At 73.2% G+C, this 12,860-nt stretch carries 11 protein-coding genes; 3 read left to right on the top strand and 8 right to left on the bottom strand.

What is annotated here, in order from left to right; genetic code table 11:
* From AC5WAM_RS27575 to leuA, 5 genes are all read right to left on the bottom strand, one after another.
* Entirely contained in the window at positions 1 to 675 is a 675-nt protein-coding gene (locus AC5WAM_RS27575; RefSeq protein WP_366793489.1) for a response regulator, read from the bottom strand.
* Complete coding sequence (locus AC5WAM_RS27570) at positions 672 to 1,976, bottom strand: sensor histidine kinase (RefSeq protein ID WP_495519149.1); 1,305 nt, start codon at positions 1,974 to 1,976, stop codon at positions 672 to 674. The genes AC5WAM_RS27575 and AC5WAM_RS27570 overlap by 4 nt, the downstream gene beginning before the upstream one ends.
* A 72-nt stretch (positions 1,977 to 2,048) precedes the next feature.
* Positions 2,049 to 4,145 (bottom strand): MMPL family transporter, encoded by a 2,097-nt coding sequence (locus AC5WAM_RS27565; RefSeq protein WP_495519148.1) that lies wholly within the window; start codon positions 4,143 to 4,145, stop codon positions 2,049 to 2,051.
* A 188-nt stretch (positions 4,146 to 4,333) separates the two neighbouring features.
* Complete coding sequence (locus tag AC5WAM_RS27560; protein WP_495523661.1) at positions 4,334 to 5,002, bottom strand: TerB family tellurite resistance protein; 669 nt, start codon at positions 5,000 to 5,002, stop codon at positions 4,334 to 4,336.
* Between the two features lie 296 nt (positions 5,003 to 5,298).
* Positions 5,299 to 7,020: a 2-isopropylmalate synthase gene (leuA, locus tag AC5WAM_RS27555; protein WP_366793486.1), complete on the bottom strand. Its 1,722-nt coding sequence runs from the start codon at positions 7,018 to 7,020 to the stop codon at positions 5,299 to 5,301.
* Positions 7,021 to 7,481: 461 nt separating this feature from the next.
* On the opposite strand from leuA, the gene AC5WAM_RS27550 reads away from it, so the two are divergent.
* The 3 genes from AC5WAM_RS27550 (at position 7,482) to AC5WAM_RS27540 (ending at position 10,361) form a co-directional block, all read left to right on the top strand.
* Positions 7,482 to 8,567 (top strand): M4 family metallopeptidase, encoded by a 1,086-nt coding sequence (locus AC5WAM_RS27550; RefSeq protein ID WP_495519147.1) that lies wholly within the window; start codon positions 7,482 to 7,484, stop codon positions 8,565 to 8,567.
* A gap of 72 nt (positions 8,568 to 8,639) precedes the next feature.
* Positions 8,640 to 8,906, top strand: coding sequence for a protealysin inhibitor emfourin (locus AC5WAM_RS27545; protein WP_366793484.1), 267 nt, complete (start codon positions 8,640 to 8,642; stop codon positions 8,904 to 8,906).
* A 78-nt stretch (positions 8,907 to 8,984) separates the two neighbouring features.
* The gene (locus tag AC5WAM_RS27540) at positions 8,985 to 10,361 is read left to right on the top strand and encodes a GH1 family beta-glucosidase (protein ID WP_495519146.1); all 1,377 of its coding nucleotides are present in this window, start codon (positions 8,985 to 8,987) and stop codon (positions 10,359 to 10,361) included.
* Here AC5WAM_RS27540 and era read toward each other — a convergent pair.
* The 3 genes from era to AC5WAM_RS27525 form a co-directional block, all read right to left on the bottom strand.
* Positions 10,358 to 11,320, bottom strand: a complete 963-nt coding sequence (gene era / locus AC5WAM_RS27535; RefSeq protein ID WP_366793482.1) for a GTPase Era — start codon at positions 11,318 to 11,320, stop codon at positions 10,358 to 10,360. The genes AC5WAM_RS27540 and era overlap by 4 nt on opposite strands.
* Positions 11,321 to 11,652: 332 nt before the next feature.
* The gene (locus AC5WAM_RS27530; protein ID WP_366790541.1) at positions 11,653 to 12,003 is read right to left on the bottom strand and encodes a cytidine deaminase-like protein; all 351 of its coding nucleotides are present in this window, start codon (positions 12,001 to 12,003) and stop codon (positions 11,653 to 11,655) included.
* 26 nt (positions 12,004 to 12,029) lie between these two features.
* A complete protein-coding gene (locus AC5WAM_RS27525) occupies positions 12,030 to 12,848 on the bottom strand; it encodes a helix-turn-helix transcriptional regulator (protein WP_495523660.1) in 819 nt (272 codons plus the stop codon).
* Between the last annotated feature and the right edge of the window lie 12 nt (positions 12,849 to 12,860).

Here is a 12,860-nt window from a genome sequence, read left to right as displayed (position 1 = left end):
TCACCCGCCCGGTCTGACCAGGCCCGCCTCGTACGCGGTGATGACCAGCTGGGCGCGGTCGCGGGCGGTCAGCTTGCCCATGATGCGGCTGACGTGGGTCTTGGCCGTGAGGGGGCTGAGGCCCAGGGCCTCCGCCACCTCCGTGTTGTTCAGGCCCCGGGCGACCAGGGTGAGCACCTGGCGTTCGCGGTCGGAGAGCGCGGCCAGGGAGCGGGGGGCGTCGGCCGCGGCGCCGGGGGCCTCCGGCTGGCGCAGGACGCGGGCGATGAGACGGGCCGTCGGGCCGGGGGACAGCAGGGAGTCGCCCGCCGCCACCGTGCGGATCGCGTCCAGGAGCTCCGCCGGCCTGGTGTCCTTGACGAGGAAGCCGGACGCCCCGGCCCGCAGCGCCTCGACGACGTGCTCGTCGGTGTCGTACGTGGTGAGCATGAGGACCTTCACCCCGGCGAGGTCCTCGTCGGCGGCGATGAGGCGAGTCGCCTCGATCCCGTCGAGGTCGGGCATGCGCACGTCCATGACGACGAGGTCGGCGCGCCGGGCGCGGGCCAGCTCCACCGCCTCGCGCCCGGTGCCCGCCTGGGCCACCACGTCCATGTCGGGCGCCGACTCCACGAGCATCGCGAACGCGGCCCGCACCAGGGCCTGGTCGTCGGCGAGGAGCACGCGGATCTTCACCGCGCCACCTCCTCGGCCCGCGCGGACTCCCGCGCCCCCAGCGGCAGTTCCGCCACCACTTCGAACCCCCGTCCCTCGCGCGGCCCGGCCTGCAGCGTCCCGCCGACGCTGCGGGCCCGCTCCCGCATGCCGATGATGCCGAACCCGGGCGCGGACCGCGCGGCGGGGGGTGCGGCGGGCCCGCTGCCGTCGTCGGTCACGGACAGGCACAGGGCGCCGTCGCGCTCCCCCATCGCCACGCGCACCGCGAGGCCGGGGCCGCCGTGCCGCACGGCGTTGGTCAGGGCCTCCTGCACGATGCGGTAGGCCGCGGCCCCGACCACGGGCGGCACCGCGGTCACCTCCGCCATCGCGAGCTCGACCTTCGCCCCGGCCGTGCGGGCCGCGCCCGCGAGGTCGCCGATGCCGTCGATGCCGGGCAGCGGGCCGCGGTACTCGTCGGCCGCCGCGCCCGACTCGGGCCCGGAGCGCAGCACTTCGAGGGTCGCCCGGAGTTCGCCGCGCGCGGCCCGGCAGGTGTCGGCGATGTCGTCGAGGGCACCGGCGACGGCCGCCCGGTCCAGGCGCTCGGGGTCGGCGGAGAGCACGTGCGCGGCCACCGACGTCTGCACGCCGACCAGCGTGATGCTGTGCGCGAGCAGGTCGTGCAGATCGCGGGCGACCCGCAGCCGCTCCTCGGCGACGCGGCGCCGCGCCTCCTCCTCGCGGGTGCGCTCGGCCCGCTCGGCGCGCTCGACGACCGAGGCGACGTACTGCCGGTGCACGCGGACGTACGTACCGAAGAGCAGCACGGCGACGATCCAGCCGGTGATCCGCACGACCTCCGTGACCGGGTCCCCGCCGACGCCCGTGTTGACGACGAAGATGAGCGCGATGATGTGCACGCCGGTCAGGAGGGTGCGGCGGGGGCGCCCGGAGACGGCGACGGTGTAGAGGGCGACCATGCCCACGTGGGTCGCGGCGGCGTGGTCGTAGTCGAGGGCGTGGTACGGGCCGACGAAGGCCATGGTGGCCAGGAGCACCGTCATCGGCCTGCGGCGGCGCCAGACGATCGGGACGTGGCCGCACAGCAGGAGGGCCCAGCCGAGGGCGTCCGGCGACCGGCCGTCCTTGATCACGACGGCGAGCAGCGCGGCGCAGGCGGCGAGGACCACCGCGAACAGCGCGTCCTCGCGCAGGGCGCGGCGCGAGCCCGGCGCCGCTCCGGAGAACGGCCACCAGGGGCGGGTGGCGGGCGGCGGGTACGGCACGTCGTCGGGTCCCCCTTCCCGCGGACACGGGTCGAGTGCGGCTGTGTCCATGGCGCGGCCCCATCATCCAGGAAGGCGGCGCCCCTCCGGCAGGGAGGGGCGCCGCGGGTGTGTGCGTCGGGGTCAGCGGACCGCGGTCAGTTCGGGCTCCCCCCGCCGCGGCGGGGCGGGGGCGGCGGGCCGCCGCGACAGCGGCCCCGGCCACCACACCTTCCGGCCGAGCGCGAGGCTCGCGGACGTCACCAGGTACGTACGGACCAGGAAGGTGTCGAGGAGCACGCCGACGGCGATGACGAAGCCCAGCTCGACGAGTTGGACGAGCGGCATGTTGACGAGCACCGAGAACGTCGCGGCGAGCACCAGACCGGCGGAGGCGATCACGCCGCCGGTGGTGCGCAGCGCGGTGAGCGCGGCGGCGCCGGTCTCCGCTCCCGCGAGGCACTCCTCGCGCATGCGGTGCATGAGGAAGATGCCGTAGTCGACGCCGAGGGCGACGAGGAAGACGAAGGAGAGCAGACCGAGCCCCGGGTCGGTGCCCTCGAAGCCGAAGAGCGGCTCGAGGACGAGGCCCGCGATGCCGAGCGAGGCGCCCCACACCGCGACGACCGCGAGGAGCAGCAGGAGCGGCGCGAGGAGGCTGCGCAACAGCGCGACCAGGATGAGGAGCACGGCGGCGAGGACGATCGGCACGACGACCAGGCGGTCGCGGGCGTTGGTGTCCTTCAGGTCGAGCTGTTCGGCGCTCGGCCCGCCGACGTACGCCCCTCGCGGGTCGAGCTCGTCGCGCAGGGCCTCGATGGTCGCGGTCTCGGCGGCCGTCTGCGGCGGGGCCTTCGCGACCACGGACAGCTCGGTCCACTTCTCGGCGGTGCGGCCGCGCGTGACGCTGTCGACTCCGGCCACGGACCGGGCCCGGCCGAGGAGTTCACCGGCCTCGTCGGTCGGCACGATGACGTTGATGGGCTGGGTGCCGCGTTCCGGATAGGCGGCGGCGAGGGTCTCCATGGCGGCGATGGAGTCGGGCTTGCTGGTGAAGGTGTCCTCCTGCTTGAGGTTGCCGGGCAGGTTGAACGCGCCGAGGGCGAGCGCGCCGAGCAGCACGGCCCCGGAGGCGAGGACGACCAGCGGCCTGCGCCCGGCGGAGGAGCCCATGGAGGCGAACAGCGAGCGGCGCTTCCGCGGCTCGCTGCCGAAGACGGGCACCAGCGGCCAGAACACCCGCCGCCCGAGCACCACGAGCAGCGCGGGCAGCAGCGTCAGCATCGCCACGAGCGCGCACAGCACGCCCACCGCGCCCAGCGGGCCCATGCCCCGGCTGGAGTTGAGGTCGGCGGCGAGCAGACAGAGCAGGCCGACGGCGACGGTGCCGGAGGAGGCGAGCACGGCGGGGCCGCAGCCGCGCAGGGCGGTGACCATGGCGTCGTACGGCCGCTGGACGCGGCGCAGCTCCTCGCGGTAGCGGGAGACGATGAGCAGGGCGTAGTCGGTGCCCGCGCCGAAGACGAGGATCGTCATGATGCCGGAGCTCTGGCCGCTGACGCTGGTGCCGAAGGCCTGGTTGAGGCCGTAGGCGACGCCCATGGAGAGGACGTTGGCCACGCCCGCGACGACGAGCGGCACGAGCCACAGGAACGGGCTGCGGTAGATGAGGACGAGCAGGACCGCGACCACGGCGACGGTCGTGTAGAGCAACGGCCCGTCGAGCGACTGGTAGACCTCGCCGGCGTCGGTGGCGAGCGCGCCGGGCCCGCCGACGTCGACGCTCAGGCCGTCGCCGCCCTTGACGACGTCCCGCACGTCGTTGACGAAGGCGTCCCGCTTCTCCTCGTCCGTGCCGGGTGCGGTGCTCGCGACCGGGTACATCAGGGTCGTCCCGTCCTTCGACGCCACCCCCGTGGGCGTCGCGACGAGGTCGAGCTCCCGGTCGATCTCCCCCACCTGGCGGTCCGCGAGCGCGCGGTCGGCGGGCTCGAGGCCGTCGTCGCGGTGGTAGACGAGCACCAGCTCGGTGCTCTCGCCGCCGGGCAGCCGCTCCTGGATCCTGGCGACCTGGGTGGAGTCGGCGCTCGACGGCAGATAGTCCACGGCCCGGTCGTGCTGGACGTCGCCGAGCTTCCCGGCGAACGGCCCCGCGAGCGCCATGACGGCGACCCAGATGCCGAGCAGCACCCAGGGCACCGCACGTGTTCGCCGGCGCTTGGTGGTTGTCGCGGCCCCCATCGGTGGGCCTCCCTCCCGTGACGGTGTCTGACGGCTTCCAGAGTTCCGTCACGAGAGGGCCGACGCGTCGGACGCGGGGGCGAGGTGGGCGTTACGCCCACGGGTGGCACGGGCCGGGGACTACTCCCCGGGGAGTATCCGCGGGGAGTACGGGGGGTGCCCGCGCGGCACCGGGTGCGCGGTCGCGGTCAGGACGGGGTGCGCTGGGCGGCCGCCATCAGGCGGGCCACGTCGTCCGTGCCGATGGTGAGCGCGCAGCCGGCCGTGGCGAGCACGTCGCGCTCCGCGGGCGTGTACGGCCCGTCGGCGAGCGCGATGCGGGCGCCCTTGAGCAGCAGCGCCTCGCGGCCCGCGGGGGCCAGGTGCGGGGCGAGGGGGCCGAGCGCCTCGTGCAGCTCGATGGCGAGGCCGGGCGCGCAGTCGGGGGCGCCGGGGCGGCCGGCGTCGGCGGCCAGGGCGTTGACGAGGGCGACGACGCGCTCCTCGGTGCAGTCGTCGAACCCGGCGCCGCGCAGGGTGGCGACGGCCGCGTCCAGCGTGCTGCGGGAGGCCGCGCCGCCGGTGGTGAGCACGGCGATGACGACGGTGTGCACGGCCTCGCGGAGCATGGCGGCGAGCCGGATGGTGGTGGGGTGGTCGAGCGCGTCGAGCCCGAAGTGGTCCTGGCAGGCGGCGCATTCGACGACGGGCCCGGTCCGGCCGCGGGAGAGCAGCGGCACGCCGAGCAGGACGAACCTGCGGTGTCCGCTGCGCCGCTGGTAGTTGCGGTCGCCGCCGCAGCCGGGGCAGAAGAACTCGCCGTCGCAGACGGTGGTCCAGGCGGTGCGGGTGCCGATCAGGCGGCGCACCCGGGCCAGGCCCGCGAGGCGGCCGTGGCGTCGGCCGCGGTCCGGCGGGGCGCCCGGGGCGCGGAAGTCGGGGACGTTCCGGCCGTCTCGTTCCCGGTCTGGCAGCACCACGCACCTCCACGACTCCGCGGCCGCCCTGCCGCGTTGGCGTGATGTTAGCCACATCGATGATGCCGCGTCAGTACCCCGGACGGGAGATGGCCGGTAGCCGGTCCGTGACCAGGTGCCCCGCGCGCCGTGGCCCCGCCCGCCGAGGGGGCGGGCGGGGCCACGAAAACACCGGTCGAACTGGGGGTCGAACAGCCTCAGCGGGCCGCGCGGTTGACGGCCGAGACGACCGCCTTCAGCGAGGCGCGTGTCGTATTCGCGTCGATGCCCACGCCCCACAGGACCTTGTCGCCGACGACGCACTCGATGTACGAGGCCGCCTGCGCGGAGGCCTCGGCGCTCATCGTGTGCTCCTGGTAGTCCAGCAGCCGGGCGTCGATGCCGATGGACTGCAGGGCCGCGAAGAACGCGGAGATCGGGCCGTTGCCGGTGCCGGTGAGGACTGTGGAGTCGCCGTCCACGATCGCCCCGACGGTCAGGGTGTCGGCGCCGTCCTCGCCCATGGTGGTCTGGCTGGCGCGCAGCTGGATGCGGCCCCAGGGGTTCTCCGCGTTGGGCAGGTACTCGTCCTGGAAGACGCTCCAGATGGCGCCGGGCGAGACCTCGCCGCCCTCGGCGTCGGTCTTCGCCTGGATGATCTTCGAGAACTCGATCTGCATCCGGCGCGGCAGGTCCAGCTTGTGGTCGTTCTTCAGGACGTAGGCGATGCCGCCCTTGCCGGACTGCGAGTTCACGCGGATCACGGCCTCGTACGAGCGGCCGACGTCCTTGGGGTCGATGGGCAGGTACGGCACGGCCCACTCGATGTCGTCGACCGTCTTGCCCGCGGCGGCCGCGCGGGCCTCCATGGCGTCGAAGCCCTTCTTGATGGCGTCCTGGTGGGAGCCGGAGAAGGCGGTGTAGACGAGGTCGCCCGCGTACGGGTGGCGGGGGTGGACCTCCATCTGCGTGCAGTACTCGTACACCCGGCGGATCTCGTCGATGTCCGAGAAGTCGATCTGCGGGTCGATGCCCTGGCTGAACAGGTTCATGCCCAGGGCGACCAGGTCCACGTTGCCGGTGCGCTCGCCCTGGCCGAACAGGCAGCCCTCGACGCGGTCGCCACCGGCCATCACGGCCAGCTCGGCGGCGGCGATGGCGGTGCCGCGGTCGTTGTGCGGGTGGATGGACAGGCACACGTACTGTCGGCGGGACAGGTTGCGGCTCATCCACTCGAAGCGGTCCGCGTGCGTGGAGGGCGTCGAGCGCTCCACGGTCGCGGGCAGGTTCAGGATGATCTCGCGGTCGGCGCCGGGCTGCCAGACGTCCATGACGCCCTCGCAGACCTCCAGGGCGAAGTCCAGCTCGGTGTCGGTGAAGATCTCCGGGCTGTACTGGTAGCCGAAGACCGTCTCCGGGCCCAGGATCTTCTCCGCGTACTCCATGACCAGGCGCGTGCCGTCGACGGCGATCTGCTTGACCTGGTCGCGCGAGCCCCGGAAGACGACCTCGCGCCACACCGGCGCGGTCGCGTTGTACAGGTGCACCGTGGCGCGCTTGGCGCCCTTCAGGGACTGGACGGTGCGCTCGATCAGCTCCTCGCGGGCCTGGGTGAGCACCGAGATCGTCACGTCGTCGGGGATGGCGTCCTCGTCCTCGACGATCGACCGTACGAAGTCGAAGTCGGTCTGCCCGGAGGAGGGGAACCCGACCTCGATCTCCTTGTAGCCCATCTTGACCAGCAGGTCGAACATCGCCCGCTTGCGGGCCGGGGACATCGGGTCGATCAGCGCCTGGTTGCCGTCGCGCAGGTCCGTGGACAGCCACCGGGGGGCCACGGTGATGCGCTGGTCGGGCCAGGTGCGGTCGGGCAGGTCCACCTGCTCGTACTGGCCGTACTTGTGGATCGGCAGGGCGGAGGGACGTTGGAAGTTCGGCATGGTGTGCGGGGCTCCTCGGTGAGTCCTTCTGGACGGCCGACGGTCTTGCGCAGCACCGAACTCCGCGGGGAGGGGGTCGGCCTCGACTACAGGCCCTCGCCGCGGCAGCTAAGAAGAAGCAGCCCGTAACGCATGACGCTCAGCAGCCTAACCGAGCCTCCGCCGATACGGCGTCCCGTATCACTATGCGGGACCTGTATCGGTGCTCCGCGGCTATTCCAGCCGGTCCAAAGGCTGAGGGCGAGGGGGCAAGGCGTTAAAGGGGGGCCGCACAGGGGGGCGCCCCGCAGGGGCGCGGGGAACGGCGCGACCAGCCACACACGACCCGCAGAGGAAAGAGCACCACACCTCCAGCGAAGCCATAGCAGTCCAGGCCGCCGCCCAGGCCCCGTATCCCGGTATTTCACCAATCATGGTGGCAGCTAGTGACAGCGGCATGACCCAGTGCCACATTGCCACGCATGAACGCCAACCCAACGGGGAACCCGGAGAGGTTCGAGCCCGTTTTCTGCACCATCGTGCCGCCGTTCGTCCTGGACACCCTCGCCCAGAACCAGGACCCCGCCCTCGCCGGACCGGCCCGCCGCACCCTCCAGCGGGACGCCTTCGAGCGCACCCAGCGCCGCCTGACCACCGTCATCGGCGCCCCGTCCGTCGCCGCGCCCAAGGGCGCGGAGGAGGGCAAGCCGCACCGCACCGTCCACGACGCCAAACACCGCACCGAGCTGCCCGGCCGCAAGGTGCGCGGCGAGGGCGACAAGCCCGGCAAGGACGCGACCGTCAACCGCGCCTACGACGGCCTCGGCGCGACCTTCGAGGTCTTCTTCAAGCACTTCGAGCGCGACTCGATCGACGGCGGCGGCCTGCCCCTGAACGCCACCGTCCACTACGGCGAGGACTACGGGAACGCCTTCTGGAACGGCGAGCAGATGGTGTTCGGCGACGGGGACAGGGAGATCTTCCTCGACTTCACCATCCCCGTGGACGTGATCGGCCACGAGCTGACGCACGGCGTCGTCCAGTACACGGCGAACCTCACGTACTTCGGCCAGCCGGGCGCGCTCAACGAGTCCATGGCGGACGTCTTCGGCTCGCTGATCAAGCAGTACACCCTCGGCCAGACCGCCGCCGAGGCCGACTGGCTGATCGGCGCGGGCCTGCTCGCCGAGCGCGTCACCGGCACCGCCCTTCGCTCCATGAAGGCCCCGGGCACCGCGTACGACGACGACGTCCTCGGCAAGGACCCGCAGCCCGCCACCATGGACGGCTTCGTCCGCACCGGCCGCGACAACGGCGGCGTGCACATCAACTCCGGCATCCCGAACCACGCCTTCTACCTGCTCGCCCAGGCCCTCGGCGGGCACGCCTGGGAGCGGGCGGGACAGATCTGGTACGCCGTCCTGACCGGCGGCGAACTGGCCCAGGACGCGTCCTTCGCGGACTTCGCCAAACTGACGGTCGCCGCGGCCCGCGCCAAGTACGGCGACGGCGAGGAGCTCAAGGCCGTCCTGGACGCGTGGGCACAGGTGAAGGTGCCCGCCACCTGATCCGGCCGGAAGCCGTCGGGCCCGCCCGGGGCCGCCTGGCGGGGCACCGGAGCCTGGAGTAGACAGGGACCCATGCTTATCCAGGTGAAGCGCACCGGAGGTTTCGGGGGCATCGAGCGGCACGCGGAGGTGGACACCACCACGCGCGTGGACGCCCAGGAGTGGCACGCCCTGGCCGAGCGGGCCCTGGCCGACGGCCGGGGCGAGCCACCGATCGGCGTGCCCGACGGCTTCAGCTACCAGATCACCGTCGACGGACGCACCGTGTACTGCGCGGACCCGCGTCTGACCGAGGACCAGCGCCAGCTGATCACCCGGGTCCTGAAGGAGGGCGCGTAGGCGGCTGAGGGCCGCCTGCGCGCCCTTTGCCCGCACGGGCGTTGACTTCCGTTCCGGCCGGTGCGGATGATCCCGCGCATGGCGACCATCCCCCCGGGCCCCCGCGCCCCGCTGCCCCCGTTCCCGCGCGACTTCCTGTGGGGGGTGGCCACCTCGGCCCACCAGATCGAGGGCGCCGCCGACGAGCGCGGCCCCTCGGTGTGGGACGCCTTCACGGCCCTGCCGGGGAACGTGAAGGACGGCACCACGGCCGCCGTGGCCTGCGACCACGTGCGCCGCTACCGCGAGGACGTGGCGCTCGTGCGCGACCTGGGCGTCGGCGCGTACCGCTTCTCGGTGTCCTGGCCACGCGTGCTGCCCACCGGCACGGGCGCCGTCAGCGAGCGGGGCCTGGACTTCTACGACCGGCTCGTCGACGAGCTGTGCGCGGCGGGCGTGCGGCCCGTGCCGACGCTCTTCCACTGGGACACGCCGCTGGCCGTGGAGGAGGCGGGCGGCTGGCTCGCCCGCGCGACGGCCGAGCGCTTCGCGGAGTACGCGGCCGTGGTCGCGGCCCGCATCGGCGACCGCGTCCGCAAGTGGATCACCCTGAACGAGCCCGCCGAGCACACCCTGCTCGGCCACGCCCTCGGCCAGCACGCCCCCGGCAAGCGGCTGCTCTTCGACGCCCTGCCCGCGGCCCACCACCAGCTCCTCGGCCACGGCCTCGCCGTGCGGGCGCTGCGCGCGGCGGGCGCCCGGGACGTGGGCATCGCGAACTCGCACGGGCCGACCTGGCCCGCCTCCGAGAGCCCCGACGACCGCGAGGCCGCCGACTTCTACGACGTCCTGCTCAACCGGCTCTTCTCCGACCCGCTGCTCCTGGGCCGCTACCCCGAGGTCGTCATGGAGCTGCTCGCCGCCGACGTACCGGACCTCGCGGCGGACCTGGAGGTGATCGCCGAGCCGCTCGACTGGTACGGCGTGAACTTCTACCAGCCCACGAAGGTGGGCGCCCCCGCCGAGCACGCCACGCGGTTCTCCGGCGTGACGCTGCCGCCCCAGCTGCCCTTCGCGCCCCGCGAGATCACCGGGCGCCCCCTGACCGGCTTCGGCTGGCCGGTGGTCCCCGAGGCCCTCACCGAGCTGCTCCTGACCCTGCGCGAGCGGTACGGCGACCGGCTCCCGCCCCTGGTCATCACCGAGAACGGCTGCTCCTACGAGGGCCTGGACGACCAGGACCGCATCGCGTACCTGGACGGCCACCTGCGGGCCCTGCACCGGGCGATGACGGCCGGGGTCGACGTCCGGGGCTACTTCGTCTGGTCGCTCCTGGACAACTTCGAGTGGGCGGAGGGCTACGGCCAGCGGTTCGGCCTGGTCCACGTCGACTACGCCACGCAGCAGCGCACCCCGAAGGCGTCCTACCACTGGCTCAGGTCGGCCCTCGCCGGGTCGGAGGACCGGGCGGGCTAGAAGCCCAGGCGGCGGAGCTGCTTGGGGTCGCGCTGCCAGTCCTTGGCCACCTTCACGTGCAGGTCGAGGAAGACCGGCGTGCCGAGCAGCGCCTCGATCTGCTTGCGGGACTTGATGCCCACGTCCTTGAGGCGCTTGCCCTTGGGGCCGATGATGATGCCCTTCTGGCTGGACCGCTCGATGAACACGTTGGCGTGGATGTCCAGCAGGGGCTTGTCGGCCGGGCGGCCCTCGCGGGGCAGCATCTCCTCGACCACCACGGCGATGGAGTGCGGCAGCTCGTCCCGCACGCCCTCCAGGGCCGCCTCGCGGATCAGCTCGGCCACCATGACCTGCTCGGGCTCGTCCGTGAGGTCGCCCTCGGGGTAGAGCGCGGGGCCCTCGGGCAGCAGCGGCACCAGGAGGTCGGCGAGCAGGTCCACCTGCTTCTCGCCGACGGCGGAGACCGGCACGATCTCCTGCCACTGGAAGCCGAGCTCCTTGGCGAGCTGGTCGATCGCGATGAGCTGCTCGGCGAGCGCCTTGCTGTCGACCAGGTCGGTCTTGGTGACGATGGCGACCTTCGGCGCCTTCTTGATCGACGCCAGCTCCTTGGCGATGAACCGGTCGCCGGGCCCGATCTTCTGGTCCGCGGGCAGGCAGAAGCCGATCACGTCGACCTCGGCCCAGGTGGTGCGGACCACGTCGTTGAGCCGCTCGCCGAGGAGCGTGCGCGGCTTGTGCAGGCCGGGGGTGTCGACGAGGATCAGCTGCGCGTCGGGGCGGTGCACGATGCCGCGCACGGTGTGCCGGGTGGTCTGCGGCCGGTTCGAGGTGATGGCCACCTTCTTGCCGACCAGAGCGTTCGTCAGGGTCGACTTGCCCGCGTTCGGGCGGCCGACGAAGCAGGCGAAACCCGCACGGTGGTCGCTCCGCTGGGTCGGCTGGGGTGTCTGGGTTCGCACGCTCATGCCGCCCATTCTCCCTGATCTTTTCCACCCGGGTCGCCTCGGGCACGGCCTCCTCCCACCCGCCCGCCCTTTCCATCGCGCTGACGCGCTCGTCCTCAAACGCCGGACGGGCTGAATAGTGCCGCTGCGCGCCGCATCTCGCCTGCGGGCCGGGACTGGTCCGCGGTCCGCGGACGGGACGCGGCCCGCACCGGAGACTTTCAGCCCGTCGAGGGGGTACCCCCTGCTCCTTAAGAGCTTGGGGGAGTTTGAGGACGAGGCGCGGAGCGCCGAAAGAGCGGGGGTACGGGGGCGGCAGCCCCCGGAGCGGGAAGGGGCGGGCCTGGGGCGCCCCTCGAGGGTCAGGCCTGCGTGGTCAGGCGGGGTGTGCCGTCCGGTCCCGCCAGGAACACCGGGGTGCCGGGGCCGCCCAGGTCCCGGACGGCGGCCAGATCGGCGTCCGCGAGGGCCTCCGCGCCGGAGACCACGGCCGCCGCCTCCAGGGACTCCGCCCCGGACGCCACGGCCATCGCCACGGCCGTACGCAGCGCGGACAGCTCCAGGGACGCCAGAGCGACCGTCCCGGCGACGTACGTGCGCCCGGTCTCGTCCCGTACGGCCGCGCCTTCCGGCACGCCGTTGCGGGCCCGCGCCGAACGCGCGAGGGTGACGATCTTCTGGTCCTCGGGGCCGAGGTCGGTGCGCTCAGTCATGGCACGAGCATAAGGAGGCGGGCGGCTCAGCCGGCCACCCGGTACATGGCCCCGCGCCGCCCCTGGGGCGTGGCCAGCCACTCCAGCTTCGCCGCCGTGTCCGCGAGCGGCAGCGGCGTGTGCAGGACGATCGTCAGGTCGGGCCGCGCGGGCACCTTCAGGGCGGTCGACTCCACGTGCAGGAGGCCCGCGAGGGGGTGGTCGATCTCCTTGTGGACGAGGCCGGCGGGCCGGATGTCCTGCCGCTCCCACAGCGCCGTGAACTCCTCGCCGACGGCGTGCAGCCGGGCGAGGAGCTCCTGGAAGCCCTCGTCGTCAGGGTTCTCGGAGCAGGCGGCGCGGAACTGCGCGACGAGCGTGGCCGCGTTCTCCTCCCAGCTGACGCTGCGCGAGCGGTACATGGGGTCCGTGAAGAAGTCGAGGATGCAGTTCTGCGTGGTCTCGGGGCGCATGCCGAGGACCATGGCGGCCGCGTCGTTGTAGACGACGCAGTTGTAGTAGCGGTCCATGATGTGCGCCGGGTTCGGCATCCAGGTGTCGATGAGCCGCCGCAGGCCCTCGCTCATGTGCTCGGCGTCCCGCTCGGCCCGCGGCGCGGGCGGATTGAGGCCCGCGAGCACGTACAGATGGCGGCGCTCGGTGCCGGACAGCTTCAGGACGCGCGCCACGGAGTCCAGGACCTGCGGCGACACGGAGATGTCGCGGCCCTGCTCCAGCCACTGGTACCAGGACGCGCCGACTCCGGCGAGCACGGCGACCTCCTCGCGTCTGAGCCCCGGCGTGCGCCGCCGTCCGCCCTCGGGGAGTCCGGCCTCCGCCGGGCTCACCCGGGCGCGCCTGCTCATCAGGAAGTCGCG

It is taken from the genome of Streptomyces sp. JLYT201, assembly GCF_059448825.1.
Note: the sequence above shows the minus strand (reverse complement) of the source record. Positions and strands in the feature narration are given on the sequence as shown.